The 17,694-nt window shown below is 70.3% G+C and carries 14 protein-coding genes; 11 read left to right on the forward strand and 3 right to left on the reverse strand.

From position 1 onward, the window contains the following. Window positions 1-27 precede the first annotated feature (27 nt). On the reverse strand, window positions 28-744 hold the full coding sequence (gene deoC / locus DEU36_RS13620) for a deoxyribose-phosphate aldolase (RefSeq protein WP_120264866.1): 717 nt from the start codon (window positions 742-744) through the stop codon (window positions 28-30). Window positions 745-836: 92 nt separating this feature from the next. Between deoC and DEU36_RS13625 the strand changes: the two genes are divergently transcribed. The 4 genes from DEU36_RS13625 (at window position 837) to DEU36_RS13640 (ending at window position 7,023) form a co-directional block, all read left to right on the forward strand. Next, the gene (locus DEU36_RS13625) at window positions 837-1,049 is read left to right on the forward strand and encodes a heavy-metal-associated domain-containing protein (protein WP_120264867.1); all 213 of its coding nucleotides are present in this window, start codon (window positions 837-839) and stop codon (window positions 1,047-1,049) included. After that, window positions 1,049-3,343, forward strand: a complete 2,295-nt coding sequence (locus DEU36_RS13630) for a cation-translocating P-type ATPase (protein ID WP_120264868.1) — start codon at window positions 1,049-1,051, stop codon at window positions 3,341-3,343. Before DEU36_RS13625 ends, DEU36_RS13630 begins: the two co-directional genes overlap by 1 nt. A gap of 229 nt (window positions 3,344-3,572) precedes the next feature. Next, window positions 3,573-5,726 (forward strand): DEAD/DEAH box helicase, encoded by a 2,154-nt coding sequence (locus tag DEU36_RS13635; protein WP_120264869.1) that lies wholly within the window; start codon window positions 3,573-3,575, stop codon window positions 5,724-5,726. Between the two features lie 268 nt (window positions 5,727-5,994). Further along, on the forward strand, window positions 5,995-7,023 hold the full coding sequence (locus DEU36_RS13640; RefSeq protein WP_120264870.1) for a 6-phosphofructokinase: 1,029 nt from the start codon (window positions 5,995-5,997) through the stop codon (window positions 7,021-7,023). A gap of 79 nt (window positions 7,024-7,102) precedes the next feature. Here the strand turns inward: DEU36_RS13640 and DEU36_RS13645 are convergent, their stop codons facing one another. After that, window positions 7,103-8,494 carry a threonine/serine exporter ThrE family protein gene (locus tag DEU36_RS13645; protein ID WP_120264871.1) on the reverse strand — a complete coding sequence of 464 codons (1,392 nt, stop codon included), beginning with the start codon at window positions 8,492-8,494 and terminating at the stop codon, window positions 7,103-7,105. Window positions 8,495-8,647: 153 nt separating this feature from the next. Here DEU36_RS13645 and DEU36_RS13650 point away from each other — a divergent pair, with 153 nt between their 5' ends. Both DEU36_RS13650 and thrC read left to right on the forward strand, forming a co-directional pair. Then, window positions 8,648-9,934 carry an aspartate kinase gene (locus DEU36_RS13650; RefSeq protein WP_120264872.1) on the forward strand — a complete coding sequence of 429 codons (1,287 nt, stop codon included), beginning with the start codon at window positions 8,648-8,650 and terminating at the stop codon, window positions 9,932-9,934. A 63-nt stretch (window positions 9,935-9,997) separates the two neighbouring features. Next, complete coding sequence (gene thrC, locus DEU36_RS13655; RefSeq protein WP_120264873.1) at window positions 9,998-11,401, forward strand: threonine synthase; 1,404 nt, start codon at window positions 9,998-10,000, stop codon at window positions 11,399-11,401. A 122-nt stretch (window positions 11,402-11,523) separates the two neighbouring features. Here thrC and coaBC read toward each other — a convergent pair whose 3' ends face one another. Further along, complete coding sequence (coaBC, locus tag DEU36_RS13660; protein ID WP_120264874.1) at window positions 11,524-12,735, reverse strand: bifunctional phosphopantothenoylcysteine decarboxylase/phosphopantothenate--cysteine ligase CoaBC; 1,212 nt, start codon at window positions 12,733-12,735, stop codon at window positions 11,524-11,526. 71 nt (window positions 12,736-12,806) lie between these two features. Between coaBC and DEU36_RS13665 the strand changes: the two genes are divergently transcribed. From DEU36_RS13665 to DEU36_RS13685, 5 genes are all read left to right on the forward strand, one after another. Then, on the forward strand, window positions 12,807-13,523 hold the full coding sequence (locus DEU36_RS13665; protein WP_120264875.1) for an NRDE family protein: 717 nt from the start codon (window positions 12,807-12,809) through the stop codon (window positions 13,521-13,523). 94 nt (window positions 13,524-13,617) lie between these two features. Continuing rightward, on the forward strand, window positions 13,618-14,676 hold the full coding sequence (locus DEU36_RS13670) for an aspartate-semialdehyde dehydrogenase (RefSeq protein ID WP_120264876.1): 1,059 nt from the start codon (window positions 13,618-13,620) through the stop codon (window positions 14,674-14,676). A gap of 63 nt (window positions 14,677-14,739) precedes the next feature. Then, window positions 14,740-16,212: a malate:quinone oxidoreductase gene (locus DEU36_RS13675; protein WP_120264877.1), complete on the forward strand. Its 1,473-nt coding sequence runs from the start codon at window positions 14,740-14,742 to the stop codon at window positions 16,210-16,212. A gap of 5 nt (window positions 16,213-16,217) precedes the next feature. Then, the gene (locus tag DEU36_RS13680; RefSeq protein WP_120264878.1) at window positions 16,218-16,832 is read left to right on the forward strand and encodes a thymidine kinase; all 615 of its coding nucleotides are present in this window, start codon (window positions 16,218-16,220) and stop codon (window positions 16,830-16,832) included. Window positions 16,833-16,933: 101 nt separating this feature from the next. Beyond that, on the forward strand, window positions 16,934-17,653 hold the full coding sequence (locus DEU36_RS13685) for a FadR/GntR family transcriptional regulator (protein ID WP_120264879.1): 720 nt from the start codon (window positions 16,934-16,936) through the stop codon (window positions 17,651-17,653). Window positions 17,654-17,694: the final 41 nt, after the last annotated feature.

Below are 17,694 nucleotides of genomic sequence, written 5' to 3' on the forward strand. Positions count from 1 at the left end.
ACCGGAGCGGGCCGGAGCCCGCGAGGGTCAGTACGACGATTCGTCGACTGCGCCGGTGGCCTCGCCACCGGCTTCGAGTCGGCGCGCTTCGCCGAGGATCGTCGCGCTGCCGCTCGTACCGAGGCGCGTCGCGCCCGCATCGAGCATCGCGACGGCATCGGCGAAGCTGCGCACGCCGCCGGACGCCTTGACCTGCACGGCTTCGCCGACGTTCTCGCGCATCAGCCGGACGTGGGCGACCGTCGCGCCGCCGCCGGCGAACCCGGTCGAGGTCTTGACGAAGTCGGCGCCGCCGGCCTCGGTCAGACGGCTGCCGCGTGCGATCTGCTCGTCGTCGAGGAGGCTGGTCTCGAGGATGACCTTGACGATCTTGCCCTCGGCGGCCTCGACCACGGCTCGGATGTCGTCGACGACGACGTCGTCGAAGCCCGACCGCAGCGCGGCGATGTTGACGACCATGTCGAACTCCGAGGCGCCGTCGGCGGCGGCCTGGCGGACCTCGGCGACCTTCGCCGCGGTGGAGGTGGTGCCGTGGGGGAAGCCGATGACGGTTCCGACGGCGACGCCGGTGCCCTCGAGGCGTGCGACGGCATGAGGGATGTCGGAGGGTCGCACGCAGACGGAGAAGACCTGCCACTCGGCGGCGATGTCGAGCTCGGCGTCGACCTGCTCGCGGGTCAGTTCGGGCTTGAGGATGGCGTGGTCGAGGGTCGCGGCGAGCTCGCGCTCGGAGATCGTGGACATGGTTTCAGCGTACGCCGTCCCGATGTCCGAGCATCGACGGGAATACCCCAGGGGGGTATCCTGTTGAGGTCGCTGAACGAAAGAGGATCATCATGACGACTCAGACCTACTCCGTCGAGGGCATGACCTGCGGCCACTGCGCCGCAGCGGTGACCCGCGAACTCGGACTCGTCCCCGGCGTCTCCGACGTCGCCGTCGACGTCGATGCCGGAACCGTCGCGGTCACGGCCGTGCAGCCGCCCGACGACGACGTCGTCTCGGCTGCGGTGGCCGAGGCCGGCTACACGGTGACCGGACGCCGCTGATGTCCGCTGACATCGCCGGGCCGGAGAGCAGCCACGCTGTCCTCGACATCGAGGGGATGACGTGCGCGAGCTGTGTCGCCCGGGTCGAGAAGCGTCTGCAACGCCTGGACGGTGTCCGCGCGACGGTGAACCTCGCGACCGAGACGGCGCGCGTGGAGCATCCTGCAGCCGTGTCGGTCGACGAACTCGTCGAGGCAGTGGGCGAGGCCGGGTACACCGCCCGCGTCCGCGCCCCGCAGCGTCGGCAGCAGCCGCACCCCGCCGGGGAGCACGACCAGCACGCGGACCACGACGCCGACGGCGGCCACCAGCACGACGTCGAGGACGTGCCGGGGCGGACGACCCTGCGCACCCGCCTGATTTGGGGCATCGTGCTGGCGACGCCCGTCGTGGTGCTCGGCATGGTGCCCGCGTGGCAGTTCCCCGGATGGCAGTGGGTGTCGCTCGTCCTCACGGCGCCGGTGGTGTTCTGGGCGGGCTGGCCGTTCCACCGTGCGACGTTCGCGAACGCGCGCCACGGCGCGCTGACGATGGACACGCTCGTCACCCTCGGCACCTTCGCCGCCTTCGCCTGGAGCCTGTGGGCGGTGCTGTTCGGCTCCGCCGGGCGTATCGGCATTCGTCACGACGTCGTCCTCTTCGGGCCCGTGCACGACCCGACATCGCTCGTGTACTTCGAGGTGGCCGCAGCGGTCACGGTACTCATCCTGCTCGGACGGTACATCGAGCAGCGGTCACGGCGGCGCGCGGGAGCCGCCCTGCGCGCATTGCTCGAGCTCGGGGCGACCGACGTCGAGCTGCCGGACGGTCGACGTGTCGGGATCGACACCCTTCGGGAGGGCGACGAGTTCGTCGTGCGGCCCGGTGAGAAGGTCGCGACGGACGGCGTCGTGGTCGACGGTGCGGCAGCGGTCGATGAGAGCATGCTCACGGGCGAATCGGTGCCGGTCGACGTCGGACCCGGCTCGGAGGTGACCGGGGGGACGATCGCCTCCGGTGGACGCCTGCGGGTTCGCGCCACCTCGGTCGGCGACGAGACCCGTCTCGCGCACCTGGCTCGTCTGGTCGACGAGGCGCAGTCGGGCAAGAGTCGCGTACAGCGTCTCGCCGACCGCGTCTCGGCGGTCTTCGTCCCCGTCGTCATCGTCGTCGCCGTGCTGACCCTCGTCGGCTGGATCGTCGCGGGTGCGCCCGTGGCGGCGGGCTTCACCGCCGCCGTGGCGGTGCTCATCATCGCCTGCCCGTGCGCACTCGGGCTCGCCACGCCCATCGCCGTCCTGGTCGGCACCGGGCGCGGCGCCGAGCTCGGCATCCTGATCACCGGCCCCGAGGCCCTCGAAGCGGCCGAGCGCATCGACGTCGTCCTCATGGACAAGACCGGCACCCTGACCGAAGGACGGATGTCGGTCGCGTCGGTCGTCACGGCCGGGGTCGACCGCGACGAGGCGCTGCGGTCGGCCGGCGCCGTCGAATCGGCTTCCGAGCATCCGATCGCACGGGCGATCGTCGCCGCTGCCGGCGCAGTGCCCCCGGTGGCGGAGTTCACGGGGATCGCGGGAGGCGGCGTCCGCGGCTCGGTCGAGGGGCGCGAGATCACCGCGGGAAGCATGGCTTTCGTCACCGAACGCCTGGGGTCTCCGGCCGCCGAGCTCGACGCGGCCGCGCGCGACGCTGCGGAGTCCGGAGCATCCGTCGTCGCCGTCGGGTGGGACGGCGCCGTCCGCGCGGTCATCGCGGTCGCGGATCGCGTCCGCGACGACGCTCGCGATGCCGTGGCGCGACTGCACCGCACCGGAGCATCCGTCGTCCTGGTCACCGGCGACAACGCCGGGGCCGCTGCGGCGGTGGCTCGCGAGCTGGGCATCGACGAGGTCGTCGCGGACGTGCGGCCGGAGGGCAAGCTCGACGAGGTACGTCGGCGCCAGGCAGCGGGGGAGCGGGTCGCGATGGTCGGCGACGGCGTCAATGACGCCGCCGCCCTGGCCGCCGCCGACCTCGGTATCGCGATGGGCGGCGGAACGGATGCGGCCAAGCACGCCAGCGACATCACGCTGACCGCGGGCAGCCCTCGGGCGGTGGCCGAGGCCATCGAACTCAGTCGCCGCACCCTCGGGATCATCCGCGGAAACCTGTTCTGGGCGTTCGCGTACAACGTCGCCGCGGTGCCGCTGGCCGTCGCCGGACTGCTCAACCCGATGGTCGCGGCGGCCGCGATGGCGTTCTCGAGCGTCTTCGTCGTGCTGAACAGCCTGAGGCTGCGATCGGCGCTGCGACCCGCGCGCCGGAGCGCGTAGCCGACCGGTCTCGCCGGCGCGCCCCGCGCCCACCTCGCGGGGCGCGCCGGTCGTGGCATAGAATGGTCGGCGGGGACATCGTCGGGTTCGACGCCGCAGCTCGCTGAAGCGAGTGCCCGCGGCCGGCCGGCGCGATCGCCCTTCGCTCGCATGACGCTTCGGTGTCCGTCCGAGCGGCACCCGTACGTTCCGTCACGACGGAATCCCGGCACTCAGGCTCAGGAGGAGCATGCCGACCATGGCCACCGCCGCAGCGACCGCCAACCGCCGACGAAAGTCCTCGTCCGCCCGACGCGACGACGACGCGCCCTTGATCCCGATCCTCGCGCGCAAGGTGCGCGAGGTCGAGGCCAAGGCGCAGCGCGGCAAGCTCGGACCCACCAATCGCGTGAAGTTCCAGGTCATCGCGTTCCTGGTGCGCGAAGAGCGTGCGCGGGTGAAGGCCGACGAGAACATCTCGACCGCTGCCCGGGCAGAGCTGCTCAAGCGGCTCGACGGTGTCGCGACCATCCTCGCCAAGACCGCCGCGCGAGACACATCGCTCATCCAGCTGCTCGAGGTCGACCAGGCGACGTCGCCGGTCGCGAAGCGCATGCGGCGCGACTGGCTGCTCGAGTCCGGTGCCGAACTGCCCGAGGACGAGCTGATCATCACCGATATGGTGCCGGTGCAGGCTCCCGTCGTACCGGCGGCGCTCGCCGAACGTCAGGTCACGCCGCCCCAGGTGCTCGCACGTCGCGAGTCGAACCCCTTCCTCGCCCCCGATCCCGAACTGCACAAGCCCCACGACACGCCGCGTCGCCGCCTCGACGGCTGGGAGCTGATGGGCCCGCTCTACAAGGCGTTCGAGTCCGGCGCCGGCGGGGCGGCGGCTTCGATGGATCTGCCCCCCGTGCCCGAGTTCGACCGTCTGTCGCCCAAGGGTCTCGAGATCATGCCGCACCAGTCGCGGTTCCTCGAGGCGGTGCGGGCCGGCCACCGCTCGTTCCTCCTCGCCGACGAGCCCGGCCTCGGCAAGACGGCGCAGTCGGTGCTCGCGGCATCCGTCGCCGGCGCTTACCCGCTGCTGGCCGTCGTGCCGAATGTGGTGAAGATGAACTGGGCCCGCGAGGTCGAGCGCTGGACGCCGCAGCGCCGCGCGACGGTGATCTCGGGCGACGGCGATCAGATCGATGCCTTCGCCGACGTCTTCATCGTCAACTACGAGGTGCTCGACCGTCACCTCTCGTGGCTCGGATCCATCGGTCTACGCGGCATGGTCGTCGACGAGGCGCACTTCATCAAGAACCTCGGCTCGCAGCGTTCGCAGAACGTCCTCGCCCTCGCGGGCCGCATCCGCGAGCAGGTCCGCGACCCGCTCATGCTCGCCCTCACCGGAACCCCGCTGATCAACGACGTCGAGGACTTCGACGCGATCTGGCGCTTCCTCGGGTGGACCAACGGCGAGAAGCCCGGGCCCGTCCTCATGGAGCGGCTCGACGAGACCGGCCTCACGCCCGCCGACAAGGCGTTCTACCCGGCTGCCCGCGACGCCGTCATCTCGATGGGCATCGTGCGCCGCAAGAAGAAGGACGTCGCCGCGGATCTTCCCGACAAGCTCGTCGCAGACCTGCCCGTGCAGCTCGACGACGAGTACGGTCGGTCGATCCGCCAGGCCGAGCACGAGCTCGGCGAGCGTCTGGCCGCGCGGTACCGCCGGATCATCGAGGCGCGCGGCGACCGTGTGCTCATCGGTGAGGCCGACTCCGACATCGTGCGCCTCGTCGCGACGCAGGAGCTCGAGGAATCCAAGGCCGCGGGGACCGGTGCTGAGAACGTCTTCACGATGGTCCGCCGCATCGGTCAGGCCAAGGCCGTGCTCGCCGCCGACTACGCGGCGCAGCTCCAGCGCTCGGTCGGCAAGGTCGTGTTCTTCGCCAAGCACATCGACGTCATGGATGCCGCCGAGGCCCACTTCGCGGCCGCCGGGCTGCGGACCGTGTCGCTGCGCGGCGATCAGAGCGCGACCGCACGCCAGGACGCGATCGACGCGTTCAACAACGATCCCGATGTCGCCATCGCGGTGTGCTCGCTGACTGCCGCGGGTGTCGGCGTGAACATGCAGGCAGCCTCGAACGTCGTCCTCGCCGAGCTGTCGTGGACCGCGGCCGAGCAGACGCAGGCGATCGACCGTGTGCACCGCATCGGTCAGGAGGAGCCCGTCACCGCGTGGCGGATCATCGCCGCCCACACCATCGACACCAAGATCGCCGAGCTCATCGACTCGAAGCAGGGGCTCGCGGCCCGCGCTCTCGACGGTGAGGCCGTCGATCCCACCTCGAGCGACTCCGTGCAGCTGTCGGCCCTCATGCACCTGCTCCGCCAGGCGCTGGGTGCGGACTGAGCCGCATCCGCCGACGACGGCCCAGACTCGTCCGACGGCTGGATGAGGCGGTAGTCGAAGGTCGAGTCGTCGACGAACGCGAGCCGCGCCACGACGGCGCCGCCCTGGGCGCGTCTGCCGGTGTCGGTGATGGATGCGACGTCCGCCCGCCCCGCGGCAGCGAGTTCTTCCGGTGGGCTTCGCCTGGCAGCACTCGCGTCGCGACGATAGTCTCGACCTGAGGCAGCGTCGCCACACTCCACCCTGAGCAACAACGAAGGATCTCCCCATGAAGATCGGCATCCTCACCAGCGGCGGCGACTGCCCCGGACTCAACGCTGTCATCCGAGGCGTCGTGCTCAAGGGCACCACCTCGTACAACATCGAGTTCGTCGGCATCCGCGACGGCTGGCGCGGTGTCGTCGATGGCGACTTCTTCCCCCTCACCCGTCACGAGGTGAAGGGTCTGTCCAAGGTCGGCGGCACGATCCTCGGCACGAGCCGCACCAACCCGTACGAAGGCCCCCGCGGCGGCGCCGAGAACATCGCGGCGACCCTCGACAAGCACCGCATCGACGGCATCATCGCCATCGGCGGCGAAGGCACGCTCGCCGCTGCCAACCGTCTCGCGAACGACGGCATCAACGTCCTCGGTGTGCCCAAGACGATCGACAACGACCTGAAGGCGACCGACTACTCGTTCGGCTTCGACACCGCCGTCAACATCGCCACAGACGCGATGGACCGACTGCGCACCACCGGTGACTCGCACCAGCGCTGCATGGTCGCCGAGGTCATGGGTCGCCACGTGGGCTGGATCGCGCTGCACGCCGGCATCGCCGCCGGTGCCCACGTCATCTGCATCCCCGAGGTGCCGATGTCGATCGAGGAGATCACCGCCCAGGTCACCAAGGCCTTCGACCGGGGCCGGGCCCCGCTCGTGGTCGTATCGGAGGGCTTCAAGCTGACGGGCCAGGACGAGGCATACAGCGACAAGGGCCTCGACGCGTTCAACCGTCCGCGTCTCGGCGGTATCAGTGAAGTGCTGGCCCCCGAGATCGAGCGCCTGACCGGCATCGAGACCCGCGCCACCGTGCTCGGCCACATCCAGCGCGGTGGCTCGCCCTCGGCGTTCGACCGCGTGTTGGCCACGCGCCTCGGACTCGCGGCCGCCGATGCGCTCGTCGACGGCGCGTGGGGTCAGATGGTCTCGCTCAAGGGAACCGATATCGTCCGCGTCTCGTTCGACGAGGCCCTCGGCGAGCTCAACACGGTTCCGCTGTACCGCTACGAGGAGGCCGCCGCTCTGTTCGGCTGATCCGCCACGTCGAAACGGCCGCGTCTGCGGCGGGCCCCGCGCCCGCTCGCGACGCGGCCGTTTCGCGTCTCTCGGCTGCTCAGCGCACCCGCGCTCGCGCTCGGATGACCGATCCGAGCGACGCGCGGAGCGGCTGACCGAGGTAGATGCCGAGCGATGCGCCCACCGCGAGCGCGATGCCCACGGTCGCGGCTGCCGCGAGGGTGCTGAACCCGGTCAGCAGCGTCGCGGGGCTGTCGCCCGATTCGACGACGCCGAGGAGGCCGCGGAACACCGCGGCTCCGGGCACCATCGGCAGGATCGCGGCTGTCGTGATCGCGACGGACGGCACGTGCAGACGATAGGCGGCGAGGATGCCGACGAGGCTGCCGGCGAACGCGCCGACACCGCTCGCCGCCGCCGTCTCGAAGCCGAGCGAGGCCGCGGCCACGTAGCCCAGCCAGGCGACGACACTGAGGGCGACGCTGACGACGATGATGCGCAGCCCGGCTCCGTTGATCACGGCGACCGCGAGGGCGATCAGGCCCGCGCCGAGGAACTGCAGCGGCACGGGTCCGAGCGGTAGCGCCTCCGTCGGCGCCTCGAGGCCCAGCCCGATGACGCGGGCCGTCTCGATCCCCGCGAGGATGCCGAGCACGACGCCGAGCGTCTGCGTCACGAGCTCGAGGATGCGGCCCATGGCCGTGAGCGCGAACCCGTCGATGGCGTCCTGAGCCGCGCCGACGACGGTCAGTCCCGCGAGCATCAGCACGATACCGGACGCGACGATGACCGACGGGCGCATGGTCATCGCGGCTTCCCACCCTGTTGCGCGCAGGAGAGGGGATGCTGCTGCCACGATCGTGAGCACGAACGCTCCGGCGATCTGGCTGAAGAAGAACGGAACGCGCGCCCGGCCCAGCAGGAATTGCGTGATCGCCGCGGATCCGGCTGCGAGGAACGACAGCACGATGACGAGCCAGTTCGCCCCGAACATCACCGCGACACCGACCGCCAGCAGCGCCTGCGCGGCGACGGCAACGGGCTGGTGGTATCGGAAGGGCGTCCGACGGATGCCGCGGAAGCGCAGTGCCGCGGCATCCAGGGGGAGTCCCGCGCGGATCTCGGCCACGAGCGCCTGCAGCCGCTGCAGTCGGGAATGGTCGGGCGCGGCGCCGCGGACGACCCGCATGAGCGTGATCGGCCGGTCCTCGCCGCTGCGGTGATGGGCGACCGTGATCGAGTTGTACGTGACGTCGACGTGCACCGGGTCGAGACCGTACACGCCGGCGACCCGCACGATCGTCAGCGTCACCTCGCTCGCGGGCGAGCCCGCCACGAGCATCGTCTCGCCGAGCCGGATCGCCAGATCGAGCACCCGCACGGCGAACGCGTCGTCGATCACGGGCAGCATCTCGGTCGCCGGTCCGGCGGCCGGATCGGGGGTGTGGACGAGCGCATTCAGCGCCGTGAAGAGCGAGCGGCGTCCCATGTGTTCCAGCCTAGGTCCGGGTGCCCGCGGTGCCGCGCGTGAGCGGTCGTCACATGGCGCCCGGTGCATGGGACGCTCCGTAAGATGGTGCGGTGGGCGCGGCATCCGGGCGCCCGTAGCAATCGCGCCGGCACCGGCATCCGGGAGTCCCACATGGCATTGATCGTGCAGAAGTACGGCGGGTCCTCCGTCGCCGACGCGGAGAGCATCAAGCGGGTCGCGAAGCGCATCGTCGACACCCGCCGCGCCGGTCACGACGTCGTCGTCGCGGTGAGCGCGATGGGCGACACGACCGACGAGCTGCTCGATCTCGCGAACGAGGTCGCCCCGATCCCGGCCCCGCGTGAGCTCGACATGCTCCTCAGCTCGGGCGAGCGGATCTCGATGGCGCTCCTGGCGATGGCCATCCACTCGATGGGCTTCGAGGCGCGCTCGTTCACCGGTAGCCAGGCGGGCATGATCACGGATGCGACGCACGGTGCCGCGCGCATCGTCGACGTCACGCCCGTGCGGCTGCGCGAAGCCCTCGACGAGGGGGCGATCGTCATCGTCGCGGGGTTCCAAGGGTTCAACCGCGACACCCGCGACATCACGACGCTCGGCCGCGGCGGGTCCGACACGACCGCCGTCGCACTCGCCGCGGCGCTCTCAGCCGACGTCTGCGAGATCTACAGCGACGTCGACGGCATCTACACCGCCGACCCGCGCGTCGTGCCCAAGGCCCGCAAGCTCGGAGTGGTCTCGGCGGAGGAGATGCTCGAACTCGCCGCGAACGGCGCCAAGGTCCTCTACATCCGTGCGGTGGAGTACGCCCGCCGTCACGGCGTCATGATCAACGCCCGGTCGACGTTCAGCTCCGGATCCGGCACGTTCGTGCTCGGTCCGGGGATGTCGCCGCCCGAAGGCCGAAAGGAAGAAGAGATGGAAGAGCCGATCGTCGCGGGCGTCGCCACCGACCTCAGCCAGGCCAAGATCACCGTCATCGGCGTGCCCGACGTTCCGGGCAAGGCCGCCGAGATCTTCAAGATCGTGGCGAAGTCGGGCGCGAACGTCGACATGATCGTCCAGAACGTCTCGGCCGCGGCGACGGGGCGCACCGACATCTCGTTCACGCTGCCGAAGACCGATGCGACGATGGCGCTCCGTGCCCTCGCGGGCGAGCAGAACGAGGTCGGCTTCGAGAGCCTCGTGCACGACGACCAGATCGGAAAGCTGTCGGTCGTCGGCGCGGGAATGCGAACGCATTCGGGCGTCTCGGCCACGCTCTTCGAAGCGCTGTCGAACGCCGGCGTCAACCTCGAGATGATCTCGACCTCGGAGATCCGCATCTCCGTCGTCGTCCGCGGCGACGAGTTGGCCGAGGCCGCCCGCGTCGTGCACACCGCGTACGGACTCGACGGCGACACCGAAGCCGTCGTCTACGCCGGCACCGGCCGCTGACACCGGCAGGCGCGGCACCTGCGAGAATCGAAAGCCGTCCCCGACCCGTCCCGAGGAGCCCGCGTGCTGTACATCTCGACCCGAGGCGGCGCTGAGCCGCTGCCGTACTGCGACGCGCTCCTCGAGGGGCTCGCGACCGACGGCGGCCTCGCCGTGCCGCAAGAGATGCCCCGTGTCTCGTCCGAGACGCTCGAGCGCTGGCGCGCGCTGACCTACCCGCAGCTGGCCACCGAGGTGCTCGCTCTCTTCGCCACCGACATCGAGCGCGACGACCTCGCCCGCATGACCGAGGCCGCGTATGCGCCCTTCCCCGACGCCGTCGTTCCGCTGCGCCGCATCGGCGGCGGGATGACGCTGGTCGGGCTCTCGGAAGGGCCGACGCTGGCCTTCAAGGACCTCGCGATGCAGTTCCTCGGTCAGGTCGTCGAGCACGCCCTCGCGCGTACCGGCTCGGTTCTCAACGTGCTGGGTGCCACATCGGGCGACACCGGTTCGGCGGCGGAGTACGCGCTGCGCGGCAAGGAGCACATCGCCGTCTTCATGCTGTCGCCGCAGGGCCGCATGAGCCCGTTCCAGCGGGCCCAGATGTTCTCGCTCGATGAGCCCAACATCCACAACATCGCCATCGAGGGTGTCTTCGACGACTGTCAGAACCTCGTCAAAGAGCTCGCGGGCGACCTCGGGGTCAAGCGCGAGCTTCACCTCGGCGCCGTGAACTCGATCAACCTCGCGCGCATCACGGCGCAGGTCGTCTACTACTTCTGGGCATGGCTGCGGGCTACCGACGTGGACGGCCACGCCGAGGTCTCGATCACGGTGCCCTCCGGCAACTTCGGCAACATCCTCTCCGGGTTCTATGCGCGCGAGATGGGCCTTCCGATCCGCCGGCTCGTGCTGGCGGCGAACGAGAACAACGTGCTCGACGAGTTCTTCCGCACCGGCATCTATCGCCCCCGCTCCGCGGCGCAGACGCTGCAGACCTCCAGCCCGTCGATGGACATCTCCAAGGCGTCGAACCTCGAGCGCTTCATCTTCGAGCTCGTCGGCCGCGACCCCGAGCGGGTCGTCGCGGCCTGGCGCGAGCTCGAGTCGCAGGGCTTCGCCGACTTCTCCGCCGACCTCGCTCGCTTCACCGCCGAGTTCGGCATCGTCAGCGGAACCTCGACGCACGCCGATCGCCTCGCGACCATCCGCGAGGTGCACGACGAAACGGGCGAGATCATCGACCCGCACACCGCGGACGGCGTCACGGTGGCCCGCGAGTACGTCGAGCCCGGTGAGATCATGCTCGTCCTCGAGACGGCCAAGCCCGAGAAGTTCGCCGAGACGATCCGCGAGGCCATCGGGGTCGAGCTGAGCTACTCCGACGAGCTGCAGGCCATGCTCGATGCGCCGCAGCACGTCATCGACCTGCCCGACGACGCCGCGGCGCTCACCGCGTTCATCCGCGAGCGCGCGCTCCGCTGACGTCCCGACCGGCGGTGATACATCCGTCGGACCGGTGGTGCTGGTGATGCCCGCACGGCGCCGCGAGTGCTCATGAGCACCGCGTGTCCGACGGATGCATCGCGCTCGGTCCGCTGACGTGCTCAGCCCGCGGCGCGGGCGGCGACGATCGCGTCCCACACCGCACGAGCGACGGTGCTCTTCGGCCCTGAGGCCTCGGCGACGACCGCCCCACCGTCTCCGATGACGGCGACGGTGTTCTCGCCCGCACCGAAGCCGGCATCCCACCCGACCTCGTTCACGACGAGCAGGTCGACGCCCTTGCGTTCGCGCTTGCGTCGGGCGCGTGCGAGCAGGTCCTCGTCGGCGGTCTCGGCAGCGAACCCGACGATGACCTGACCGCCGCGGCGGGAGGCGGCGAGCCCGGCGAGGATGTCGTCGTTGGGAACGAGGTCGATCGTCGCCAGCGGCCCGTCTTCCTTTCGCAGCTTGTGTTCCGACACCCGCGCAGCGCGGTAGTCGGCGACGGCCGCGACCATGATCACGACATCCGCGGTGGCGGCGGCATCCGTCATCGCCTCACCGAGCTGAGCCGCGGTCTCGACGTGCCGGGTCGTGACGCGCGGATGAGCCGCGACGGTGTCGAGGACCCCGGCGTCGACGGATGCCGCGACGAGGGTCACCGTCGCACCGCGTCGGGCGGCCTCCGCGGCGATCTCGGCACCCTGTCGGCCGCTCGATCGGTTGCCGAGGAACCGCACCGGGTCGAGCGGCTCGCGGGTGCCCCCGGTCGAGACCGCGACGTGCACGCCGCTGAGGTCGGCGGTCTCGGGGGAGACGAGCGAGAGCGCGGCCGCCACGATGTCATCCGGCTCTGACATGCGCCCGGGTCCGCTGTCGCCGCCGGTCAGCGGGCCGTCCGCCGGGCCGACGATCAGCACGCCGCGCTCGCGCAGCGTGGCGATGTTCGCCGTCGTCGCCGGATGCCGCCACATCTCGGTGTGCATCGCGGGAGCGACGGCGACAGGGGCCGTCGTGGCGAGGAGCGTCGTGCCGAGCAGATCGGATGCCAGACCCGCGGCCATGGCGGCGATCGTGTTGGCCGTCGCGGGGGCGACGATGACGAGGTCGGCACTCTGTCCCAGGGCCACGTGCCGCACGCGGGCGACGTCGTCGTGCACCGAGGTCGTGACGGGGTTGCGGCTGATGGCCTCCCACGTCGTGAGGCCGATGAAGCGCAGCGAGTCGTCGGTGGGAATGACGTGGACGTCGTGCCCCTCTTGCACCAGCAGACGCACGAGATGGACGCTCTTGTAGGCGGCGATGCCCCCGGTGACCCCGACTACGATGAACATGCCCCCGATCCTCCCACGGCCCCGGGCGGGGTGCGCGGAGCGACCGTCGGGCGCCGAGAGCGAGTGATCACATGTGCACCGTCGTCATCCAGGTGCCCGCCGATCCGACCCGTCCGGTTCGGTTGCTGGCCGTCCGAGACGAGGATCCGGCGCGTGCATGGGATCCGGTCGGTCCGTGGTGGCCCGACGCGTTCCCGGGCGTCGTCGGCGTCCGCGATCGTCGTGCCGGGGGCGCGTGGCTGGCAGCCGACCCCGCTGCCCGTCGTCTCGCGGTCATCCTCAACCGGGCAGATGTGCTGCCGGACGACGCACCCGCGCTCTCGCGCGGCGGCATCGTGCTGGATGCGGTCGCGGGACGCCCTCCCGTGGGCGCCCCGCCCACCCACGGCTTCAACCTCGTCGACGTCTCCGCCGCCGGGGTCCGTGTGTCGATGTGGGATGCCGCGACCCTGCGGACGGTGGATCTGGGCCCCGGTACCCACATGATCGCCCACGACGATGTCGACGATCCGCGTACGGCCCGCATCCGCCGCTGGCTCGGCGAGTTCGCCGCCGCAGCGCCCGAGCTCGACCGCGCGGACGGCCTGCAGCCGTGGCTCGACGTGCTCCAGGACACCGCGGCCACCCCCGCGACCGATGATGCCGCGATCATCCGCGACAATCGCCCGTACGGCGTGCCGACACTGTCGCTGCTCGTCTGCACGGCGTCGGTCGGAACCGACGGCGTCGATCTCGCCTACGGTGCGCTCGAGGTGCCGGGGGAGTGGAACCGCCCCGAGATGGCGTGAATCGCGCGGTCATCGACTGTCACGTGGCCGGACGCCGCATCGGCGCGCCGATAGAATCACCGGAACCCGATCCCGCTTCACGCAAGGAACAGCTATGACCCGCATCTCCGATTCCGGACTCTCCGTCGCCGTCGTCGGCGCCACCGGCCAGGTCGGAAAGGTGATGCGCGAGATCCTCGTCGAACGGAACTTCCCGATCGGTGAGCTGCGTCTGTTCGCCACCGCTCGCTCCGCGGGGACCTCGATCGAGTTCGCCGGCCACGACGTGATCGTCGAGGACATCGCCACGGCCGACCCCGCCGGTATCGACATCGCCCTCTTCTCCGCCGGCGCGACCGGCTCGCGCGCGCACGCCCCGCGTTTCGCCGAGGCGGGCGCCGTCGTCATCGACAACTCCAGCGCCTGGCGCATGGATCCCGAGGTTCCCCTCGTCGTCAGCGAGGTCAACCCCCACGCCACGGTGAACCCGCCCAAGGGCATCATCGCGAACCCCAACTGCACCACGATGGCCGCGATGCCGGTGCTGAAGGTGCTCGACACCGAGGCCGGCCTCGAGCGCCTCATCGTCTCGACCTACCAGGCGGTCTCGGGCTCGGGCCTCGCGGGGGCCGAGGAGCTGCTCGGCCAGGTCGAGGGAGTCCTCGCTCAGGGGCACACCCTCGATCTCGTGCATGACGGCTCCGCGGTCGACTTCCCCCAGCCCGAGAAGTACATCGCGCCGATCGCGTTCGACGTCATCCCGTTCGCGGGCAGTCTCGTCGACGACGGCGACAACGAGACCGACGAGGAGAAGAAGCTCCGCAACGAGAGCCGCAAGATCCTCGAGCTGCCCGACCTGCGGGTCGCCGGTACCTGCGTGCGCGTCCCGGTCTTCACGGGCCACTCGCTGTCGATCCACGCCGAGTTCGCGCGCGACATCACGCCGGAGCGGGCACGAGAGATCCTGTCGGCGGCGCCCGGCGTCGTGCTCGAAGAGGTGCCCACGCCCCTGCAGGCCGCCGGCAACGACCCGAGCTACGTGGGCCGCATCCGCGCCGACCAGTCCGCCCCGGCAGGCAAGGGCCTCGTTCTCTTCATCAGCAACGACAACCTCCGCAAGGGCGCCGCGTTGAACGCGGTGCAGATCGCGGAGATCGTGGCCGAGCGCCTCTGACGCGAAGGCGGGGCCGCGGTGCGGCGGGATGACGCCCGCCGCACCGGGATAGACTGGTGCATCGTGAGTGAAAAGGTCGACGTCGTCCTGATCGGCGGGGGCATCATGAGTGCCACGCTCGGTGTGCTGCTGAAGCAGCTCCAGCCCGATTGGAAGATCGAGGTGCACGAGCGCCTGTCGGATCTGGCGCAGGAGAGCTCGAACCCGTGGAACAACGCGGGCACGGGCCACGCTGCGCTGTGCGAGCTGAACTACACGCCCGAGGCGTCGGACGGCTCCGTCGATCCGGGCAAGGCGATCACGATCAACGAGCAGTTCCAGCAGAGCCGTCAGCTGTGGGCGTCGCTCATCGAGCGCGGCATCCTCGACGAGCCCTCCACGTTCATCAACGCGACGCCTCACATGACCTTCGTCCGCGGTGAGAAGGACGTCGCCTTCCTCAAGCGGCGCTACGAGGCGCTGAAGGACCAGCCGTTGTTCGCGGGCATCGAGTACTCCGAGGACTCCCGTGTCATCAACCAGTGGGCGCCATTGCTGATGCAGGAGCGGCGCAAGGGCGAGCCGTTCGCCGCGACGCGCGTTCCGGCGGGCACGGATGTCGACTTCGGGTCGCTGACCCGTCAGCTGTTCTCCCACCTGCAGGAGCAGGGCGTCGAGGTCATCACCGACCGCGAGGTGCGGACGATGACCCGGCAGAAGGACGGCTCGTGGCGAGTCTTCTGGCGCAATCGCCTGGGCAGGACCCCCGGCCACACCGACGCGCGATTCGTGTTCGTCGGCGCGGGCGGCTGGGCGCTGAAACTGCTGCAGAAGTCGGGGATCCCCGAGATCAAGGGGTACGGCGTCTTCCCGATCGGCGGACAGTTCCTCAAGACCACGAACCCCGCCGTCGTGTCGCAGCACAAGGCGAAGGTGTACTCGCAGGCCTCCGTCGGCGCTCCGCCGATGTCGGTTCCCCACCTCGACACGCGCGTGGTCGACGGTGAAGCCTCGCTGCTGTTCGGACCGTTCGCGACGTTCAGCCCGAAGTTCCTCAAGAACGGTCGCATCACCGACATCGTCGCCCAGGTGCGTCCGCACAACCTGTTGCCGATGCTGAAGGTCGCCGTCGACAATCCGAGCCTGATCTCGTACCTCGTGGGCGAGCTGCTGAAGAACCACCGCAAGAAGGTCGACTCGCTTCGGGTGTTCATGCCGACCGCGAAGGACGAGGACTGGGAGCTGATCCAGGCCGGCCAGCGCGCTCAGGTCATGAAGAAGGACCCCAAGAAGGGCGGCGTGCTGCAGTTCGGCACCGAGGTCGTGACCTCGGCCGATGGCTCGATCGCGGGCCTGCTGGGCGCCTCGCCGGGCGCTTCGACCGCGGCATCCATCATGCTCGGACTGCTGAAGACCTGCTTCCCCGATCGCATCGCTGGCTGGGAGCCCGAGCTGAAGAAGCTCATCCCGAGCTACGGCCAGCCGCTCAACCCGCGCGCCGATGCGGCCCGCGCGTCGATCGCGGCGACGGCCGAAGCGCTCTCGATCAACCCCTGACGGGCATGGCCAAGCTCTACTTCCGTTACGGGGCGATGAACTCCGGCAAGTCGACGGCTCTGCTGCAGGCGGCTTACAACTACGAGGAGCGCGGCCAGCACGTCCTCCTCGCGAAGCCCGAGATCGACACCAAGGGTGCCGGGCAGATCGCCAGCCGGCTGGGTGTCGAGCGCGACGTCGACTTCCTCGTCGGTGCCGACGACGACCTGCGAGCCGTGTTCGGCGTCCATCGCGAGCGTGTGCGGGCGGAGACGGGGGCGGATGTCGCGTGCCTCCTCATCGACGAAGCGCAGTTCCTGACGTCGGAGCAGGTCGACGATCTGCTGCGGACCGTGGTCGAGGAGAACGTGCCGGTGCTCGCCTACGGCATCCGCACCGATTTCCAGACCCGGGCCTTTCCCGGATCCGCTCGTCTGATGGAGCTCGCGCACAGCCTCGAAGAGCTCAAGACGATCTGTCGCTGCGGGCGGAAGGCGCTGTTCAACGCCCGTCTGGTCGGCGGCCGCTTCGTGTTCGAGGGCGACCAGGTGGCGATCGACGAGCTCGCCCGCGACCGCGTCACCTACGAGTCGATGTGCGCCGAGTGCTACCTCCGCGAGTCGGGTGGTCGTCTCGCCTGACGAGTCGGGCCTCTGATACGTTTCACGACGCGCCCGTCTCGGGCTTTGCGCGGTCAGACCACAAGATGTATCGTGGTCCGGCCACCAACGAGAGGGGCGTCATGGCTGACGGAACCCCGGCGCGCGCCTGGCGCGTCGTACTGGAGAAGATCGAGTCCGATCTTCTCGCCGGCAAGCTCGGTCCCGGCGACCGGCTGCCGTCCGAACGCGACCTCGTCGCACAGCTCGGCGTCGGGCGTTCGAGCGTCCGAGAGGCGTTGCGCGTGCTCGAAGTCATGGGCCTCATCCGCACCGCGACCGGTTCGGGCCCCAGCGCCGGCGCGATCGTGGTCGCGCGGCCGACCGGCGGCATGCAGGCTCTGCTGCGCCTGCAGGTCGCCGCGCAGGGCTTCGCGATCTCGGATGTCGTGAACACGCGTCTCCTGCTCGAGGAGTGGGTGGCCGGCGAGCTCGCCGGCTCGTCCGACGTCGACCTCGAACGGGCCCGCGAAGCGCTCCGCGCGATGGATGCCCCGGGCCTCAGTCCCGCCGACTTCCTGGCGCTGGACGCCCAGTTCCACGTCGCCCTGGCCGAGGCGTCGGGAAATGAGGTCGTCGCGGCGATGATGGCTGGCCTTCGCTCCTCGATCGAGGACTACGTGCTCGAAGGCGCTGCGCGCATTCCCGACTGGAACAGCACCGTCGATCGGCTGCGTGACGAGCACAACGCGATCGTGGTCGCGATCGACGAGCGGCGGGTCGCGGATGCCCGCACCGCCGTCCGTGACCACATCACGGGGTACTACGCGTCCGCGAACCCCGTCCGCCCCGAATCCGCCTGAACCATCCGGCCCGACCCCTTCGGCCATCGGCCGGAACAGAG

Source organism: Microbacterium sp. AG238 (genome assembly GCF_003610405.1).
GTDB lineage: Bacteria > Actinomycetota > Actinomycetes > Actinomycetales > Microbacteriaceae > Microbacterium.